The 18,084-nt window shown below is 39.0% G+C and carries 25 protein-coding genes; 8 read left to right on the top strand and 17 right to left on the bottom strand.

All coding sequences use genetic code 11. The features are described 5' to 3' along the window. Positions 1-76: 76 nt before the first annotated feature. Together AC4NPH_RS19920 and srtD are read left to right on the top strand one after the other, a co-directional pair. Positions 77-1,210 carry a processed acidic surface protein gene (locus tag AC4NPH_RS19920; RefSeq protein WP_491938891.1) on the top strand — a complete coding sequence of 378 codons (1,134 nt, stop codon included), beginning with the start codon at positions 77-79 and terminating at the stop codon, positions 1,208-1,210. 1 nt (position 1,211) lies between these two features. Then, on the top strand, positions 1,212-1,937 hold the full coding sequence (gene srtD, locus AC4NPH_RS19915) for a class D sortase, LPxTATN-specific (RefSeq protein WP_098238971.1): 726 nt from the start codon (positions 1,212-1,214) through the stop codon (positions 1,935-1,937). Between the two features lie 29 nt (positions 1,938-1,966). Here srtD and AC4NPH_RS19910 read toward each other — a convergent pair whose 3' ends face one another. Next, on the bottom strand, positions 1,967-2,758 hold the full coding sequence (locus AC4NPH_RS19910; protein WP_013057848.1) for a sulfite exporter TauE/SafE family protein: 792 nt from the start codon (positions 2,756-2,758) through the stop codon (positions 1,967-1,969). A 312-nt stretch (positions 2,759-3,070) separates the two neighbouring features. Between AC4NPH_RS19910 and AC4NPH_RS19905 the strand changes: the two genes are divergently transcribed. Then, complete coding sequence (locus tag AC4NPH_RS19905) at positions 3,071-3,640, top strand: GNAT family N-acetyltransferase (RefSeq protein ID WP_013057849.1); 570 nt, start codon at positions 3,071-3,073, stop codon at positions 3,638-3,640. 208 nt (positions 3,641-3,848) lie between these two features. Here AC4NPH_RS19905 and AC4NPH_RS19900 read toward each other — a convergent pair whose 3' ends face one another. Then, on the bottom strand, positions 3,849-4,673 hold the full coding sequence (locus tag AC4NPH_RS19900) for a 5'-nucleotidase, lipoprotein e(P4) family (RefSeq protein WP_053487465.1): 825 nt from the start codon (positions 4,671-4,673) through the stop codon (positions 3,849-3,851). Positions 4,674-5,089: 416 nt separating this feature from the next. Between AC4NPH_RS19900 and AC4NPH_RS19895 the strand changes: the two genes are divergently transcribed. Further along, the gene (locus tag AC4NPH_RS19895) at positions 5,090-5,722 is read left to right on the top strand and encodes a YitT family protein (protein ID WP_013057851.1); all 633 of its coding nucleotides are present in this window, start codon (positions 5,090-5,092) and stop codon (positions 5,720-5,722) included. A gap of 40 nt (positions 5,723-5,762) precedes the next feature. Here the strand turns inward: AC4NPH_RS19895 and curA are convergent, their stop codons facing one another. Beyond that, positions 5,763-6,761, bottom strand: coding sequence for an NADPH-dependent curcumin/dihydrocurcumin reductase (curA, locus tag AC4NPH_RS19890; RefSeq protein WP_013057852.1), 999 nt, complete (start codon positions 6,759-6,761; stop codon positions 5,763-5,765). Positions 6,762-6,889: 128 nt separating this feature from the next. On the opposite strand from curA, the gene AC4NPH_RS19885 reads away from it, so the two are divergent. Continuing rightward, entirely contained in the window at positions 6,890-7,117 is a 228-nt protein-coding gene (locus AC4NPH_RS19885; RefSeq protein ID WP_063672045.1) for a hypothetical protein, read from the top strand. Positions 7,118-7,131: 14 nt separating this feature from the next. On the opposite strand, the gene AC4NPH_RS19880 is transcribed toward AC4NPH_RS19885, so the two are convergent. Beyond that, complete coding sequence (locus AC4NPH_RS19880; RefSeq protein ID WP_231101753.1) at positions 7,132-7,641, bottom strand: hypothetical protein; 510 nt, start codon at positions 7,639-7,641, stop codon at positions 7,132-7,134. 244 nt (positions 7,642-7,885) lie between these two features. Between AC4NPH_RS19880 and AC4NPH_RS19875 the strand changes: the two genes are divergently transcribed. Continuing rightward, positions 7,886-8,344 carry a GyrI-like domain-containing protein gene (locus tag AC4NPH_RS19875; RefSeq protein ID WP_013057855.1) on the top strand — a complete coding sequence of 153 codons (459 nt, stop codon included), beginning with the start codon at positions 7,886-7,888 and terminating at the stop codon, positions 8,342-8,344. A 28-nt stretch (positions 8,345-8,372) separates the two neighbouring features. Here the strand turns inward: AC4NPH_RS19875 and AC4NPH_RS19870 are convergent, their stop codons facing one another. Beyond that, entirely contained in the window at positions 8,373-8,846 is a 474-nt protein-coding gene (locus AC4NPH_RS19870; RefSeq protein ID WP_013057856.1) for a hypothetical protein, read from the bottom strand. 98 nt (positions 8,847-8,944) lie between these two features. Beyond that, complete coding sequence (locus AC4NPH_RS19865) at positions 8,945-9,070, bottom strand: hypothetical protein (protein ID WP_013057857.1); 126 nt, start codon at positions 9,068-9,070, stop codon at positions 8,945-8,947. A 301-nt stretch (positions 9,071-9,371) separates the two neighbouring features. On the opposite strand from AC4NPH_RS19865, the gene AC4NPH_RS19860 reads away from it, so the two are divergent. Next, entirely contained in the window at positions 9,372-10,256 is an 885-nt protein-coding gene (locus AC4NPH_RS19860; RefSeq protein WP_013057858.1) for a YitT family protein, read from the top strand. Between the two features lie 39 nt (positions 10,257-10,295). Here AC4NPH_RS19860 and AC4NPH_RS19855 read toward each other — a convergent pair whose 3' ends face one another. From AC4NPH_RS19855 to AC4NPH_RS19815, 9 genes are all read right to left on the bottom strand, one after another. Beyond that, the gene (locus AC4NPH_RS19855) at positions 10,296-11,054 is read right to left on the bottom strand and encodes a cytochrome c oxidase assembly protein (RefSeq protein WP_013057859.1); all 759 of its coding nucleotides are present in this window, start codon (positions 11,052-11,054) and stop codon (positions 10,296-10,298) included. Further along, positions 11,047-11,529 carry a DUF2243 domain-containing protein gene (locus tag AC4NPH_RS19850; protein WP_491938887.1) on the bottom strand — a complete coding sequence of 161 codons (483 nt, stop codon included), beginning with the start codon at positions 11,527-11,529 and terminating at the stop codon, positions 11,047-11,049. The genes AC4NPH_RS19855 and AC4NPH_RS19850 overlap by 8 nt, the downstream gene beginning before the upstream one ends. Positions 11,530-12,606: 1,077 nt before the next feature. Continuing rightward, positions 12,607-13,017: a disulfide oxidoreductase gene (locus AC4NPH_RS19845; protein WP_013057862.1), complete on the bottom strand. Its 411-nt coding sequence runs from the start codon at positions 13,015-13,017 to the stop codon at positions 12,607-12,609. After that, on the bottom strand, positions 13,017-13,724 hold the full coding sequence (locus AC4NPH_RS19840) for a DsbA family protein (RefSeq protein ID WP_013057863.1): 708 nt from the start codon (positions 13,722-13,724) through the stop codon (positions 13,017-13,019). The genes AC4NPH_RS19845 and AC4NPH_RS19840 overlap by 1 nt, the downstream gene beginning before the upstream one ends. Before the next feature lie 36 nt (positions 13,725-13,760). Further along, positions 13,761-14,612: a M56 family metallopeptidase gene (locus AC4NPH_RS19835; protein ID WP_098598593.1), complete on the bottom strand. Its 852-nt coding sequence runs from the start codon at positions 14,610-14,612 to the stop codon at positions 13,761-13,763. Positions 14,613-14,615: 3 nt separating this feature from the next. After that, positions 14,616-15,029 carry a BlaI/MecI/CopY family transcriptional regulator gene (locus tag AC4NPH_RS19830; RefSeq protein WP_013057865.1) on the bottom strand — a complete coding sequence of 138 codons (414 nt, stop codon included), beginning with the start codon at positions 15,027-15,029 and terminating at the stop codon, positions 14,616-14,618. A gap of 84 nt (positions 15,030-15,113) precedes the next feature. Beyond that, positions 15,114-15,251, bottom strand: coding sequence for a YvrJ family protein (locus AC4NPH_RS19825; RefSeq protein ID WP_013057866.1), 138 nt, complete (start codon positions 15,249-15,251; stop codon positions 15,114-15,116). Positions 15,252-15,306: 55 nt separating this feature from the next. Then, positions 15,307-15,519 carry a DUF2922 domain-containing protein gene (locus tag AC4NPH_RS19820; RefSeq protein ID WP_013057867.1) on the bottom strand — a complete coding sequence of 71 codons (213 nt, stop codon included), beginning with the start codon at positions 15,517-15,519 and terminating at the stop codon, positions 15,307-15,309. Positions 15,520-15,534: 15 nt separating this feature from the next. Next, on the bottom strand, positions 15,535-15,753 hold the full coding sequence (locus AC4NPH_RS19815; RefSeq protein ID WP_013057868.1) for a DUF1659 domain-containing protein: 219 nt from the start codon (positions 15,751-15,753) through the stop codon (positions 15,535-15,537). Positions 15,754-15,871: 118 nt separating this feature from the next. Here AC4NPH_RS19815 and AC4NPH_RS19810 point away from each other — a divergent pair, with 118 nt between their 5' ends. Continuing rightward, positions 15,872-16,315, top strand: a complete 444-nt coding sequence (locus AC4NPH_RS19810; protein WP_013057869.1) for a hypothetical protein — start codon at positions 15,872-15,874, stop codon at positions 16,313-16,315. Positions 16,316-16,353: 38 nt separating this feature from the next. On the opposite strand, the gene AC4NPH_RS19805 is transcribed toward AC4NPH_RS19810, so the two are convergent. Both AC4NPH_RS19805 and AC4NPH_RS19800 read right to left on the bottom strand, forming a co-directional pair. Next, on the bottom strand, positions 16,354-16,500 hold the full coding sequence (locus tag AC4NPH_RS19805) for a hypothetical protein (protein WP_013057870.1): 147 nt from the start codon (positions 16,498-16,500) through the stop codon (positions 16,354-16,356). A 157-nt stretch (positions 16,501-16,657) separates the two neighbouring features. Continuing rightward, positions 16,658-17,980, bottom strand: coding sequence for an AlbA family DNA-binding domain-containing protein (locus AC4NPH_RS19800; RefSeq protein WP_013057871.1), 1,323 nt, complete (start codon positions 17,978-17,980; stop codon positions 16,658-16,660). Positions 17,981-18,084: the final 104 nt, after the last annotated feature.

The raw sequence follows: 18,084 nt of genomic DNA, 5'->3' as shown, positions 1-18,084 counted from the left end.
AATATAAGTATATATTGTAAATTTATAACTCTTCCTATATAATCTTGTAGAAAACGTAAAAAAAAGGAGAAAATTGATGAAAAAACTGGGGGCAATACTATTATCATTTCTGCTGTTTGTAGGCGTATTTCCAACGTCTTCATTCGCAGCAGCGTCAACATTTGACACAGATTTCAACAAGTATTTAAAATCGGTAAGCCAAACGCGAGGCTTTGAAGTAACCAAAGACGACGTTGAATATTCGCTTTCACTGTACGATGAAAGTCTTGAAAACTTCGATACAATCGCAGATTTAGAAGATTTTTTAGGTGAACCAATTGCAGCTGACTTACATAACGTGCAAGATGTATATGCAGATTTTGACTTAGACAAAACAAGCTTAAATGCGTTATTAAAAGAGAATGGCCAAAGCTTAGACGATTATGTGTACCTAGATGATTTATATGAGGATGTTGGCTTCTATCTAGAGGGCGACGACTGGTATGAAGATGATGAGTCATATGACGAAGAAGACGCTTCTTACGATGATGAATTAAGCGAAGAAGATTTAAGCGGCTTACTATCGTTTATGCAGTCTGAATTAGGCTTAACTTCAGAAGAGTTAAATCGAATTGAAGCACATTTTACATCGTTAGAAGATGAGCTTTCAAATGAAGCAACGCTTAACCGCTTAGATCAATTAGGCGAGCGCTTAGCGGCATTCGAAGATTTTGATACAGCAACAGAATTATCTGCTGATCAAGTCGCTGAATTAATGTCTATTTATAAAGAAATGCTATCAATCTTCCATTTAGACGCTAAGTTTGCACTTGTACAAGGAGGAAATGAAAGACCGCTTTCTCTTACTGATTTAATCAACTTAGAAGAATTAAAAAATGCAAGTCTAAAAATTTCTCTTTATACAACAGACGGTAAATTTTTAGCAGACATGGTGATTACAGGCGATATGTTTAATTCTGATATCATCACAGACACAGGAAAAGAAGTAGAAAAATCTGCTGAAGCTGTAGCAAAACCAGCTCAAGCGCAAAAACCAGCAGTAGAAAAGAAACAAGAACCGGTGAAGAAACAAACGAATGGCGCTGTACAAAAAACCGTTAAAGGTGGAAAACTTCCCGAAACGGCTTCTAATTATGTAACAAATACATTAATTGGATTAGTGCTTGTAGCAGCTGGCTTTGTTCTTTTCCGCAAAGTGAGACGCGCATAAAATGGAACCAAGAAAAACAAGAAGAACAATCAATCGCAAAAAGCAGTTGATTGTTCTTTCCCTTTTAGCCGCCGTTATTTGCTTTGGTCTTTGGTTTACAACAACAAACGCCTATAAATTTGCAAGAGGCTATTTGGCATTTAAAACAATGGATACAGAAGAACCAGCCGCAGCTTCAGTTTCTAAAAGCAAGGACTCTTCAACAGCAGACTCTTCTGCTGAAGCTTCTTCTGTTGAAGCTAAAAAAGCGGTACATTCTCGTACTGCTAGCTCGGAAAAAAAGCCGAAAGTGTCAAATGTGTCTTACCCGAAACAGCCAAAAATCGGTGATTTAATGGGAGAATTATATATTCCTAAATTAAACGCTAAGCTGCCGATTTATCACGGTACGAACGAAGATGAATTAGAAAAAGGCGTGGGTCATTTTGCAGGAAGCGTGTTGCCTGGTCAAAACGACAATTCTGTTCTATCAGGACATCGCGATACGGTTTTTCGTAAGCTTGGCGACGTGGGTGAAGGCGATTCGCTCGTGGTGAACACGGCAGCAGGCACCTTCACATACAAAGTGAACAAAGTACGAATCGTTGATGCGGATGACCGGACTGTTATTGTGCCAAAGCCTAGAGCCACTTTAACCGTCAGCACCTGTTATCCATTTAACTACGTTGGTTCAGCACCTGAACGCTATATTTTAGTCGCTCACCTTGTGTCATCAACAACAAAATAAAAAAGCTGTCCTTAAAAAGGCAGCTTTTTTTAATGAATAGATTTCATTAGTAAATCAAACCATATTTTCAGCGAAGTCGCCGTAATAACGATCGCTAAGATAACTTGCAGCGACGCTACCTTCGTCTTTTGCCCGACAAAAGCGCCGATTGGAGCTGCTAGTAAGCTTGCTCCAATAATCATAAGCGCCGGAAGCAAAAGGACTTGATGCGTCATTACTTTACCGAATGTTGTTCCCATAGACGAAATAAACGTCACGGCTAATGAGCTTGCAATCGTTACGCGCACAGGAATTTTCAACACGGTAATCATAATAGGAACAAGTAAAAATGCGCCCCCTGCTCCGACAATCCCCCCGCAAATTCCAACTAAAAACGCCAGAGCTGCTGCCAAAGGTTTTGAAAACGTCACTTCGAATGAATCGGCCGCTGGATTATTTTTTTTGGGCATAAACATTAATCCTGCAGCAATTGTTGCCATCACGCCGTAAATGAAATTGATCATTCCTTCTGAAAACGAGTTTGATAGCGTTGAACCAATGAGACTGCCAACTAAGACGCTGATACCCATATATAAAATTAACGGTTTATTCAAATAGCCGCCCTTTTTGTAAGCAAGAGCTCCTGAAACAGACGCAAACAGCGACTGTACGGCTCCTATACCAGCTACTTCGTGCGCGCTGAACATTCCCACTCCTACAAGAGGCGGAACAAATAGCAACAGCGGGTACAAAACAACTGATCCTCCAATTCCAAGCATACCTGCTAAAAATGACCCGAAAAACCCGAGTGCAAATACCGTTATTAATAGTTGTACATCCATGTTTTTACCACCTGCTTTTATCAATCCAATATCATGTTTGTTATAAAGTATGTATACATACAACGCCTTATCTCTTCTTCCATTGTATCACTGTATATGCTTCTTTTCTGTAAAAATATTGATAAAAGTGCTTTCAATTATTAATTTTTTTAATCATTAAAATCCTATCGACTTTATGCGTTATTTGCTTTTAGCCTAAACTTCCTCGTTCTCCTCTCTGTTACTTGTGGTAGAATAAAGAAAAACTAGATGTTAGAACTGCCTACACGCTACGCTTATCTCAGCAGGCCCATCATCACAGGAGGCTTTCGTATGTTTGAATACAAAATTGATGACGAAGTTAGTTTGCATTTGATTGAATCAACTGACGCTTTCCCCTTGCTTTCTCTTATTAACGAGTCAAGACCTTACCTAAAAGAATGGCTCCCATGGGTAGATAGCATGCAAAGTATTGCTGACTATGATGAACTTATCCCTGAATGGAGAGCTCAATACTATAATAACCAAGGGTTCCAGGCCATCATTCGGTACTACGGAGAAATCGCCGGGATGATTGGTTTTCACGGAATTAATTGGGGAAACAAAAGTACAAGTCTCGGCTATTGGATTGGACATGATTTTCAAGGAAAAGGTATTATGACAAGAGCCGTACACGGATGCCTGAACTATGCATTTAATACGTTAAACCTTCATCGAGTCGAAATACGCTGCGGCGTTAATAACGAAAAAAGTAAAGCCATCCCTACGCGTCTAGGTTTTACAGAAGAAGGCCTTTGCAGAGAAGGTGAATACCTATATGATCATTACCACGACCTTGTGATTTATGGCATGTTAAAACACGAGTGGAAGCAAGCTCCTTATGCTCCTTGGCTTCTTTCTTAAAAGGCAGGATCAGTTGGACAAGCTATAGTAAAAAGATTAAAAGAAGCTGGGACAACAATATGTGAGTTGAAGAGAAATCCGAACGAGGTTGATTCTTAATGGAGAATCAACCTCGTTCGGATTTTTTATTGTGATGGTGAACAAAGGTTTCAATGCAGGTGCTTCTAGCTGTTGATTGGAGCGATTTCGTTATGTCTCCATCTCTTTTTTAGTTGAAATACTGAAGCTGTTCGCGGCGAAGCTTATCTTTTTGTTTGTCCGAAATTGAGTAGTCGTAGTTATAAATAGCTCCTTCCCAATCTCCATACATTGGATTTGGAAATACGATTAGCTTTTGGCCAAACGCTTCTTTTTGCTCTTCTACAAGCTTATTTCGATCAGTAATGGACTTTTTATCAAAGCCGCTAAAATCAGATAAATTATCCCCAAACAGCAGGACTACATTATGATTCGTCGCTACTTTTTGACGGCGCGTTTCTTTTCCTTCATCTTTTGGACCCGTTAATAGCACATGGTCTTTGGTTGCTTGAGGAATATGTAAATTCTTTAGGTTTTTAATTGTTGCCTCAAGCTGAGAAGTTGTACGGCCTGAAATATAGTAAATATCTACGCCTTTTTGATCCGCATACGTCAAGAAATCAACAGCACCTGGTACTGCTTTCGCTTTTGCTGCTTGCACCCACTCATCCCACTTATAAGGAAATCCTTTGCCGGTTTTGATTGCTGATGCTTGAAATGGACTATTATCAAGCACGGTCTCATCTAAATCCAAAATAATGGCAGGCTTTTTATCGGTACTTTTTGCAAGCGCCTCATCTAAACGAAGCTTTCCTGTATTATAGCCTTGGTAATACAAAGCTTTCATTTCGCCGGATGTTTGGTACCAAGCGTCGGCCATGATTTGCTGATCAGCGAGGTGTTGAGCGGGTTCTTTTTTCTCAGCAGACACTTCTTTTTCCTGCTGAGGGGCACATGCTGTCATTGAAAAAGCAAGTACAGCCACCCCTGTCAACGCTGATAATTTCTTATTCATTTCGCATCCACTTCCATCTCTACATATTTTCATACTAATAATGTTATATATTACCTAAATTAAACAAAAAATCAACGAAAATACGAATTATATTTTAATTTTAGTTAAAATTGTTCGTTTAAACTAATGTTTCCTCCCTTTTTTTAACCATTATCCAAATATTTGTTTATACATTTTCCAAAATCCGTTTTTCTCATTCTTTCTTTGTAATCTTTTTTTAGAAACATATTGGTTTATCGCTCATTCGCTTCAAAAAAACTTAATAAATCTGAATTATCTAACTTTTAATCTTGTGTTAGATTCTCTCACAAAAGTGCTTTTTTTTGAAAAGATATATAGTAAAATAGATTTTGTGAATTAAAAGACGGTGTTTTCTATCGAAAGTATTGTATAAATATACAAAAGGGGATGGAGATATGAATCACGTAAAACAATGGGGATGGATTACCTTTGGCTGTTTGTGCGTTGCCATCGGAATTCAATTTTTAACCGCTTCTAACCTCGTTATTGGCGGAACAGCAGGACTTGGAATCGTCCTGCAGCATTTAACCGGTATTTCATTTGGGGTATTGTTCTTTATCATCAATTTACCATTTTATTTTATGGCTCTTACGCAAATCGGGCTGCAATTTACGATAAAAAGCTTCATCAGCGTTAGCCTGATGTCAGTGATGTCCGATTTATTAGCTGCCAACTTTTCGTTTGAGCTTCCGCATCCGCTTGTAGCTGCGATTGTGGGCGGCATTATTGTCGGCATTGGACTGATCTTTTTGTTTCGCCACGGCTCTTCTCTTGGCGGAATCAACATGCTATGCGTGTTTCTTGATAAACGCTTTGGCATTAATCCAGGTAAAACAATGCTTTTGACAGATGTGTTGATTGTAGGCTCTGCAACAGTGGTATTCGGTGTAGTTCAAGTTCTTTATTCGTTAATTGGTATCTTCATCATGACAGGACTGCTTGGACGCTATCACAAACGCTCGCCAATCGAACGAACTGGTGAACATATGGAAGAAGAAGCGAAACAACAAACGGCTTCAACGATGTAAAAAAAACCGTGCGGGATTATCCCCGCACGGTTTTTTACGCTTATTCTGCTACTTTTACAAGCTGTTTTCCTAAGTTTGCTCCTTCAAATAAACCAAGGAACGCTTCAGGTACATTTTCAAAACCTTCTACAACGTTTTCGCTGTACTTGATTTTTCCTTGCTGCACCCATTCGCCTAACTGCTTAATGCCTTCAGGGAATTTGTCTGCATAGTCGGCTACGATAAAGCCTTTCATTAACGCACTGTTAATTAATAAAGGTGTTTGAACACGCGGTCCAACATCTTGTTTTTCTAAGTTATACAGTGAAATTTGGCCGCAAAGCGGAATGCGCGCAAACTTATTTAATAAGCTAACAACTGCATCTGAAATCTCTCCGCCGACGTTTTCAAAGTAAACGTCAACGCCATTAGGACACGCTTCTTTCAACGCTTCTTTCACATTTCCTTTTTTATAATTAATCACTTCATCAAATCCGAGCTCATCTTTTAAATAAGCAATTTTATCTTCAGAACCTGCGATGCCGACAACACGTGCGCCTTTAATTTTAGCGATTTGACCAACAACAGATCCAACAGCACCTGCTGCACCGGAAACGACTACTGTTTCGCCTTCTTTTGGCTGACCGATTTCAAGCAGTCCAAAGTAAGCTGTGAGACCAGGCATACCAAGAACGCCGATAGCCGTTGTAATTGGCGCTAGCTCTGGATCAACTTTCTGTAAGTTTTTTGCTTCTGCAGCTGAATAGCGTTTCCAAGGAAGCATACCCGTCACGATATCGCCTTCTTTAAAGCGATCTGATTTTGATTCCATTACGCGTGCTACAATGCCGCCTGCAAGCGGTGCGTTTAGCTCAAATGGAGGAACATATGATTTTGTATCGTTCATGCGTCCTCTCATATACGGATCAACAGAAAGGTACAGTGTTTGAACAAGTACCTCGCCTTCTTTCGCTGTAGGCATTTCAATTTTTTCGTATTTAAACGTATCTTTTGTTGGCATTCCCTTTGGGCGTTCTGCTAATAAAATTTGTTCATTCATCGATATCGCTCCTTTTTATTTCTCTGTTTTTTGTAAAATATGCTAAACTTACCTTTGTTATTTTAAATTATATATTGTGCACAACGCAAAAAATATGATTGTGCAATAACACCGAAGGAGAAAAAGACATGGAGCTAATTCGCTGTAAAGAAAATGTTGTTAAAAAACTAAATGAGTTTGTTGAAGTAACTCCCCCCGTTATTTTGTTTAAAAAAGGCAATATGTATCCGATTAAAATGGATATCAACTATAATTGGATTGCCACGGATGAACAAGGTCATGAGCATATTGTCGCTTCAAACACAAAGAATGTGCAGGACGACTACTGGTTTAACTACCATTTTGACTTATATTAAGGAGTTTCCCGGATTTACTCTTCATAAACGTTATATAAATAAAGTGTTGCATCAGTAAAAAACAGCTCCAGAATTCTGGCGCTGTTTTTTACTGTAGTAATCGCAATTGCACGTGTATTTGTTTGAGCAGTCACCCCGGTTGAAGACCGGCTAAAAAACTCTATTCTCACTGAGTACGTGTATGTACCAATTGATGTTACTGTATCTACCCATGTAAAAGAAAGAGCGTTTTGCTGAGTAAATGATAGTGTTAAAACGGCTGCAGCTCCCTGCTGTAAATTCTGTGAAAACAAAAGCTGAGAATTTCTATATACTCTAAGTGTTACTCCATATTGATAACTAGTTAATCCAAGGGGAATACTTGATTCAATTGTAGCAAAACCGTCTATTTTCATCTTTTGGTTGGGTTTTTTCGTCTCAGCGTCTACACTTAAAATGCTCGTTTCCGAACCATAAGTCAATGTCTGCACGTTTTGAGACTGTGCTGAAAATATGTTCAACTGACCTTGAATTACGTCTCCCATCTTCCTACCTCCAATATGAATTACATGGTAATAAAGTATATACTCTCCTTTTATTTAACATGACTAAGAGTTTACTAATCTCCACTAATCAGCTTGCCAGAACTATCTCTTGATTCACAAAAGCTATCTTTTATAATGTTCCATTTTCTGCATCGATATCTACTTAAGATTATGTTACAATCACGGTAAAGTAATTTATGATTGATAGAATAAAAGCTAGAGCTTGAAAAATTCGAGGTGGATTATGCAAGGTAAAGTTGTATATAAAGAAGGATTTTCAGTGATAGGCATAGCAAAAAACGGAGAGTATCAAAAAGAGAATCTTTTGAAGCAAATACTTAAAGAAAAAGAAATGATTAGCTCTTCAAAAGAACCTCATATGGTTACAGGCATTTGCATGGCTCCGAAAAAAGAAAATTATTTTTATATTGCAGGGACAGAAGTGGCTGATACGGCTTGTATTCCAAACGGTATGAGCGTTCATACGTTTCCTTCGTTTACATACCTGCAGTTTAAACACAGAGGTCCCATTACATCGCTTGGGTCGACGTATAACAGCATCTGGAATGAATGGCTGCCGAACTCTCCTTACAGCATGATTGAAGGTCCTGCTCTTGAAATTGTAAATACAGCTATACACAGCAATTTATATAGTGATACATATGAAATGGATATTTATATTCCCATAAAGCTGGGACAATAAAAAAGGTGAACTTAAGTTCACCTTTTTCCTATTTTTGCAGCTGTTTATATAAATGATAAAGAGTAAAAACGCACTCTGGATGACGCTCTTTATGGTTAAAAAATCCATGGGGAAACATGAGTGAAAGATTCCCTTTTTCAATTCCGGTCACATACTTGTTTTCCATAAGCGGATATTCTTTCACAACCCAGCGCGCTTCGTCAATAGTAGACGTAACCACTTCACCAAAGTATACGCCCATGCACTCTTCGAATTCTTCTTTTGTCATCGAAAAATAGTCAAAACAATTGCTGTCTTCTAGATCATAGTAAAGAAGCTCTAATATTTTCAAGCTTTCATCTGTAAAATCAACGGTGAATTCATCTACCGCTTTGCTTATTTCATGAATATGATTCATGCACTGTTCGCGCACTTGATGATAGTAATAGCTAGCTTCAAACTGATGTTCACACGTCACTAACGATTCTCCGTATGATGCTGTTAGATCATGATGCTTGCTCATGCTGACACCTCCACGCTAAGCTTATGGAGCAAGTATAACATTAACCAAGCAGCTATTGAGCATCTTCCATTAACAACCTATCCGTGGCAATATTAGGTTCACTTTTTGCTCATTATTCTGCCGTACACAAATCCTCCGCTAACAAGAAGAATACCGCTAATTAATACGCTGCTTAAAAAGGTTTGCGAATGCATCAAGTGATTATACATCATCCACACGCTCATTTCGTCATCTCCTTTTGGCTTTTTTAACTAGTATCCCCGATTTTCTTACCGCACATGCCGGCGTTTTCACTGTTTTTTCATCAAGTTTCTATATAGTTAAAGCCGTGAAGCCAACTATCTTTTTTCATCGTTTTACTCTTTAAAAAGCCTGCTTATGACTCTAAAGCAGGCTTTTTTTACATGGTGAAACAAGTAATTAAGCCGTCTATCCCCACTAATTGTGCATAGTAAGGTATAATTAAAAATAGTTTCACTTTTCTAAAGTGAGAAATACATATGAGGCATCAAAGGAGACATGCAAATGACAGAACTCGAAAAAGCGAAAATTCAGCACCGAAAGCTGTCCAAGGGACAGGTATTTGGAAGGGCCGTCGCCATTGCGATCGGTGCGCTGCTCATGGCCACAGGACTTGAAATTTTCCTTGTCCCAAACCACGTTGTCGACGGAGGAATTACCGGTATTTCCATCATGCTTTCACATATTACTGGCGTAAATCTAGGAATCTTTCTTTTTGTACTAAATCTTCCGTTTGTATTTATCGGGTACAAGCAAATGGGGAAAACATTTGCCCTTTCCACTATTTTTGGCATACTGGTTGTATCCATCTTAACTTCTATGTTTCATGAAGTCCCCGCGTTTACCGCAGACGTTCTCCTTGCTACCGTTTTTGGAGGAATTATTCTCGGAATTGGAATTGGACTCGTAATTCGCTACGGCGGAGCGCTTGACGGTACGGAGATACTTGCCATTTTAATCAGTAAAAAAATTCCGTTTTCTGTGGGAGAAATTGTGATGTTTTTCAACTTCTTCATTTTAGGAGCAGCGGGATTTGTGTTCACGTGGGACCGCGCCATGTATTCCATCCTTGCTTATATCATTGCAGCTAAAGCCATTGATACGGTTGTAGAAGGATTGGAAGAATCAAAATCAGCCTGGATTATTAGTGAATATTCCGACGAAATTGGCGATGCGATTAATGCGCGTCTAGGTCGAGGCGTTACCTATTTGCACGGTGAAGGTGCTTATACGGGCGATGATAAAAAAGTGATTTTCTGCATCATTACGCGCCTTGAAGAATCAAAGCTAAAAACCATTGTTGAAGATTTTGACCCTACTGCCTTTTTAGCCGTTGCAGATATTACCGAAGTCCGCGGCGGACGCTTTAAAAAACGAAACATTCACTAAAAAAACGCGCAGAAAGCATGATGCTTTCTGCGCGTTTTTTTATATAAGAGATACTTTTTGAACCCGCTTAAACCATTCATAACAAAGAAGCACAATTAAACATAAGTCGATTAAATCGCCTCCGTAATACATCAGCATAGCCCCTTGCTGCGCCCCTTCCGCCGAGACGTGCATAGGCGGGTGAGCGTACACATATTTTGATAAAATACCGTGAGCGGCAAGAGCAAGAACCAATACGGATGCTCGGTGCGTAAAAGTTTTTTGATGCGGCGAAGGATCAATTGAAATCATCGATACGGTGAATAAATAGCCGGCTAAAAATACGTGAATATGTACAGCGACATGCACGAAAAAAGAGTGATGCATCATGCCATACAGACTTGTTGTATAAAGAATCCAAAGTCCTCCTACGTTAAGAACAGAAGCTGTCACCGGACTGCTGATGAACCGAACAAACCGTCCTTTTAAAAGTTTTGACACTTTTCTGGCTGCATGAACCGGAAGCGTGCGAAGCAGCAGCGTAAGAGGTGCTCCTAACGCCATTAAAAGCGGAGCTAGCATACCTAAAAGCAAATGCCCCGTCATATGCGCGGTAAAGTCCATATGAGCACGGGCTGCGAGCGGTCCTGCTACAGAAGATATGGCGCATAAAATACCAAGTGTCCAGCTGGACGTCCTATATAATGACCATTTTCTATACGTCGCATTCGAAGACGCTACAGCCCACATATATAAAAAAAAGGCAGCGGCAAAAGGCAGAGCTAATAAAAGCTGAGACAATACTTCATATTTAATCATGATGTGCACCTTGTTTACGTGTAAACCATGTTAAAATGATGCCAATAAGCAGCATCAAACATGCAAGTACATTCCACGCAATGTCGTAAGGTGCAATCTTCACTCCGTACCGGATTTGATGAAGTCCCATAAGCTTGTGCTGCACGGTCCCGTCATAAAGCTGAAACGCACCGGCTCCAAGCAATACTCCTCCTATCCACCTTTTCACCCACCAGCCACCCCGGCGCCTGAGATCTGCCACCATAAAAAGTGATGCAATTGTAGCGAACCAGCTGAATGCATGAAACAAACCGTCCGACACTAAACCAGCGGACGTTGTGGACTTATCATAAAAATGATGCCAATGAAGCAGCTGATGAAACACTGCTTCATCAATAAAAGCAACTAACCCTACGCCAAACAAAAAGCCTGACCAGCTATTTCGAGCGCGGTGAACCACGCGCTGATTTGTAGTTGCTTCGTGTTTCTTTTCCATATATATACCTCCCTGGCAGTTCTTTAAGTTTATATCGATTCTAATGAACGTATACCCTATTAAAGAGAAATGAATCTATAATATGGAAAAATAGGAGCTATATCCTAATATCGTTTTCACTATCTTTTCATCATAAAGGTATAGGATAGTATTTGCGAAGCCAATTAGCATATTTTTTCATAGTTTTACTCCCTTTCTAATGACCTGTTTCCCCAAAGCAGGTCTTTTTTATATTCCGCTTCTCTTTTCACCATTTTTTCACCATAAAAGTATAGGATAGTACTTGCGAAGCCAATTAGCATATTTTTTTCATAGTTTTACTCCTTTTGAAGATCTGCTTCCCCAGAGCAGGTCTTTTTTTATATCCCGCTTCTCTTTTCATCATTTTTTCACCATAAAGGTATAGGATAGTACTTGCGAAGCCAATTAGCATATTTTTTCATAGTTTTACTCCCTTTCTAATGACCTGTTTCCCCAAAACAGGTCTTTTTTATATCCCGTTTCTCTTTTCACCATTTTTTCACCATAAAGGTATAGGATAGTACTTGCGAAGCCAATTAGCATATTTTTTTCATAGTTTTACTCCTTTGTGAAGACCTGCTTCCCCAGAGCAGGTCTTTTTTTGTTTTATGTTTCTTTTCACTGTTTTTTCACTATTGGGCGGTAAGATAGTATGTGTAAAGCCAATTAGCATATTTTTTCATAGTTTTACTCCCTTTCTAGTGACCTGTTTCCCCAAAACAGGTCTTTTTTTATTTTTTCTAAAAGCTTCCATCTTTTCACCGTTTTTTCACTTTTCTTTTGTATACTAAGTTTGTCAAAGCAATTTCATCATTTTTCATAAATGACCCCTATTTATTCCCCGCTTTTTGTGAGCGGGGCTTTTTTTATAAGAAAAGCATATTTTCCCCTTATTTTTTAAAAAAGCTTTTCTCTTTTCACCGTTTTTTCACTTTTCTTTTATATACTGTTCTTGTCAAAACAATTTCATCATTTTTCATAGATGTACCCTATTTGCACCCGCTTTTTGTAAGCGGGACTTTTTTTGTTTCCATACAAAAAAGCTTAACCCCGAGGTTAAGCTTTTTTCGTCTGCTTGCGAAGAACAAGCATCATAATCGTAATAATGGTAAACGCAATAAACGCTAAAAAAGGAATGGTGATAAACCCAAGCCAGTTAATATATTGACCTGAGCAAGGAACACCGCTTGTACACGTTTCAAATGCTTTAAGAGCCGGTATCTTCTGCAGGCAATAATGATAGCCTGAAAGCGCCATACCAATCACCGAAAACGGCAGGACGTATTTGTAGATGAACGTATCATTCCGATACACGGCTATACCTAGCACAATCGCGAGCGGATACATTAAAATTCGCTGATACCAGCAAAGTTCACACGGGATAAAGTGAAGAACTTCACTAAACGTCAAGCTTCCAAGCATCGCGATAAGCGCTGTAATCCACCCGAAAACCAAAGACTTGTTCATTATTTGTTCTCCTTAGCCGCATCTTTGACCATTTGATCAAAGTCATCGATTGTTTTTCCTTCGAATTTTTTACCGCCTACATAAATGGTTGGTGTACCTGTGATGCCTAAATCATTGGCTGTCTTCATATCTTGATCAAACGCATCTTTTCCTTTTCCGTCTTTAAATGCACTCGCTACTTTTTTCGCATCGGCATCGCTAGATACTTCTTTCAGCGTATCTTCTAAGTAAGATTCCGTTAAGACATCTTTCTTTTCGTCCGCTGCGTTTTGCTTTTTATAAAGAAGTTCATGGAATTTCCAAAATGTATCGTTTCCAAGCTCTTTATATACCGTCTCGGCAAACTCTGCTGCACGAGATGAGTCATTGTTGATAAACGCATAGTTCATAAAGTAGAATTTGACTTTGCCCGTATCTACATAATCTTTTTGAATCAGCGGGAAAAAGGATTCCGTGAAGTTTTTACAAGCCGGGCATTTGTAATCTCCAAACTCTACTACTTCTACCGGAGCTGACTCTTTTCCAAGATACGGCTGATTATCATATGTAAGAGCGGCCCTTTCATCTCCTCCGCCCTTTGACATATTAGAAAGGACGATTAACCCTAAAATGCAGACCGCAATAATTCCAATCACCCAAAAAATCCACTTGCTCGAGGACGTTTGCTGATTGGGCGTTACTTTTTTCTTTTTCTTTGCTTTTGACACAATCTCATCTCCTTCTTTTCTTTCTCTCTTACAAACTTACAAAGCTGTTAGAGCTGTAAAAATTAGCGCACACAAAATAAAAAACACGTATAGCGACGTCAGCGTTAAAACAACAGGAGGCTGCATCGGCATTTTCGTTTCCGGATTTAAAATATATTGAATGCGATAATTAACCGACGTATCAGCAAACGATACGTGCGCACACGAAAGACTTGTTTGTCCCGTTTTAACCATTTTCAAAAGGGCGCTGCCGATGTGAGCAGACGTGCCATTTTTCACAATGGCATCTTGATCAGCCAGCACTTCACGCATGACTTTGAAACGTTTATGGCTCCATTTAATAAACGGAATATACCATAATGCAGAAGCAAGCGTGCTTAGTAAAAATGTTTTGAGCGGATCTTTGTTTGCAACGTGTGACTGCTCGTGGTAAATAACAGCTTCTAGTTCATTTTCATCAAGCACTGAGAGCAACCCTGTAGACAGAACGATGTGCGGTGTAAACAACCCCATTGTTAATGCAATGGGCTGATCTGTTGTTAAAACTGTTAAATTCTTTCCGTACGCTTTTTGCAGGTGAGCCGTTGTTGTTTCATTTCGCAGCTTCGTAATCATTTTACGGACTTTCCGCATTTGAATCACTTGCTTTACAGCTTTAATGAACAGTACAAACATCGTATGAAAAATAACCGCATTCAGCATGTATTCAATAAAAAACAAGCCGAAAAAGTGGGCTACTTTGTTACAAAGTAAAATTAAGTTAAATGATAAATTCCATCCAAACAGCAAATGCAGCACATACATGCCCATTTGCATAAGCAACGTCACGGCAATAAAAAAGCACAGGTTAAAAATAAGCTTAGAACGCTTTAGTATTCCTTGATTCATTGATTATTCATCCTTTTTTAACTGTTTGACTTTTGATTCGAGCATGCTTAACAGTGAATCATCGACTTCTTCTAACGCATCAAGCATATGAGTAACAGCAAGCGAGCCAAATTCGTCGATCAATTCGTGCGTTAACTCTTTCGACTGAGCGTCGATAAATTCCTCTTTAGAAAGAATCGGCTGATACATCGACGTACGTCCTTTTAAACGCTTTTGCAACACGCCTTTTTCCACCAATCGATTCATAACGGTCATAACGGTGTTGAAGTTAACTGCTTTTTCTTTCTCAAGCACGTGCTGCACATCTTTAATGGACATTTCACTTCCGTTCCATAAAGCCGTCATAATTTTTGCTTCAAGCGGGCCAAAAAAGCGATTAAGGCCGGTTTCGTTAAATTTGAATTTTTCAATTTTCATATTTGACACCTCACACTACCAATTGTAGTGTGAGGTGTCAAATCCGTCAACTTTTCCATGACAACTGCCTTACAATTGTCATAATCACTTTTTTACTTCATCGGTTAAATGCTGAATGGATAGCACAACTGTATCGAGCTTGGCTTCGATTCGGTGAAGTAAATAAAGCGTCACCACAACGGGAAAACCAACGTCTGAGACAAGCGTAAACCACTCTGTCATCTTCCTCTCTCCTTTTAAAAAAGCCCTTCGCACCGAAGTGGAAGGACTCTCATTTTTAAATCGTAAATTCGGTTACATTTCGCTCGACGATTTGAGCGCCTTTTCTGGCAACGAGCGCTCCGCCGCTTGAAGTAAAGACATCGCTTGCGATCAGCGCATTCATTGCTGCTGTAATGGCTGCCGCGTCTAACGTATCTTTTGGTGATTCAATCGATAGGCTTACTGCTTTTTGTGACTCATTCAAAAACTGCATCGTTAAAGTTTTCATACTCTACCTCTTTTCTTATTTTAAAAGTGAAAACGTGACAACTTCGTTGATTTCAACAAGCGGCAGTGACTGCAGGCTGGCAATGGTTTCACTTGCTGTAATGAGTGCATCTGCAGAACTTCCAGGCTGAATGTTCATATAGGATTTTGTCTTTAAATCGGGTTTTCCATCCTCTTTTATTCCTTGTTCTAATACTAAGCGAAGCTGGCTTGAATGCTGAATTTTTTCTGCCATCTTTTATTCCCCCTTTCACTTTATATATAGAAATGGAAATAGGAAAGAGGGATGATGGAAACATAAAAATTTTTGGTTTATAATGGGAGATAGTCTGAGTTAGAAAGAGGCTTTGGTAATGAGAAAGTGGAGCTTTTTATTTTTTGTTCTAGCATTCATGCATCCAGCTTCAGCACTTGCTGACGAAGGTGCAGATGAAAAAAAGCTTGGTCCGTTTTACTACACGGTTTCTCATGATTATAGTCGAGAAAAATGGGATGTAGGGGTGTTAAATCAGCAAGACAAAACAAACATTCCTGAGACTGATTTGAACGATGAAACGCTAAAATTGTTTCAGCGTACGGTTGATGATTTAGCAGACCTCGCGATTCGATTTGCTGCTATGAGCGTACTGCTTGTATGTTCACTCGTTGTTTTTACGTACTTTCGCATTCAAAAAAAACGCCCTTTTCTCCGCTTGTTTTTTGTTTTTTCAAGCGTTGGCTTTCTATTTTGCGTCTATACATCATTGGAGTTGTTTAAAAAAACTGAACAAGCAAAATCTTTATTTTACTTACTATGACTTGAAACCCAAAAAAACCAGCCGATCGGCTGGTTTTTTCATGCATTTCTTACGGTTATGTACTTCTGTTCATACGTCATTTCTTCCGTTTGCTTTTGCTGCTCCAAATGGTAATAAGCAGCGCATACTCCTCCTAACCCAGCCAGTGCTAGGACAATTAGAAGTATGGATGTCGCTTTTTTCATTGCCTTTTCTCCCCTTATGTTTAACCCTACCTAGCAACGGCATCCGTAAAAAAGAGTCCCCTTTCTCTTCTTTACTTGCTCATTACTTACGAAAGATATTATCATACTTTTTTTCACTTTTGTCATTTTTTTAGTTATTGTCAAAAAATTGTATATTTTATCCTTGATTTAATGAGTGTTTAAGAAAGTCAATGGACTGGTTTTTTGAAAGGCCAAACGCTGTCACGATATAATCAACGTAGGCAAGAAGCTCCAGATTACCTCCCAATTTTGTCGTTTTAAATGATCGATTAAATCGGTATTGCTTTTTATCTGAAAAGACGAGCCCTTCTTCTTCTAAAAATGTTTGAAATTGCTCATGCGGAAAGTAAAGCACATCGTTTCGAACGTTCTCTAAGTCAATCACAATAATCATATCTTCCAGCTCTGCTTTTAATTCCATCATACAATCAATGTATCCGCCGATGCAGCTGATTAAAGATGTGAGAAAAAAGGGTCCGTTTATATATTGAAACTGCTCAAAAATCGTCTCATCGATATAGCTTGAAATACTTGACTTTAATACGTCATGAATTTGTTTTGATTCTTCCATGTACGGAATAGGAATATGAAACTTAGCTGATCCGTTATAAAACTGCTCCCACGCAATTGTTTTATCATACGCATCAATCACATCTGTGCTTCGAAAAATGATGGATTCCGCTGAATAAGAGGCTTTAACAAACGGTGTATGCAGCATCACCGTACTCTCGTCGTCCAAACGATAGTGTTTTGGCTCGCTAGACTTGCTTAAAATATATTGTTTTAACCGTTCTTCTTCCATTTGTTCAACTAAATGCAAATCATATAGTGGCAGCACGTACATATTACACATCCCGTAATGAATATAGCTTTTCCCATGCATCGGCCATTTTCTGTTATAGATAGACAGTTCTTTTGTGCAAAATTCCTCTATTCGCTGCGTTTGATCCTCGGATTTTTGATAGAGTCGATCTAAATGATAGCGATCATCGATTTCCGTAACCGGAGATGTGCCGCTTCCAATTCTTCTGTAAATTTTCCCGTAAGACATGTACGGAGGGTTCGGACCTTCGGGAATCCAAATGACAAAAACACCTTGCCTGGGGTGATCTTCAGGTGATAAAAAACGCGTAACGATACGAGGAATGGGATTGGTGACATCTTTAAGCATATTATTAATAAACAGCTCATATTCCTTGCGCTCGAGCAGGTTAATGGAATGGTCGTCTTCATCTACGCCAAAAATAAGCCACCCTCCTTTTTCATTGGCAAACGAAGCGATGATATTTGGGATTTTCCGTTTGACCGTTGAGCTTACTTCGCGCTTGAACTCAAGCTGATAGCCTTCTTCTAAATGTTTTTCCATCATGCGCTGCACATCTGAAAACTCAATTTCTCCAATTGTTTTTTTCTTTCCGTCTTCGCTTATAAATGGTGAATAAAACGATTCTTCGTTCACTTGTCTTCCCCTCCTCACCACTTCTATTTAACTTATCCATATGATGAGAAGTAAAAAGACAGTCATATTTCTTTGATTTTTTTCAAAAAACAAATTTTTTACCA

The sequence above is a fragment of the Priestia sp. MDV22-iso46 genome (assembly GCF_058629175.1).
This window is presented reverse-complemented; position numbering and strand designations above follow the sequence as displayed.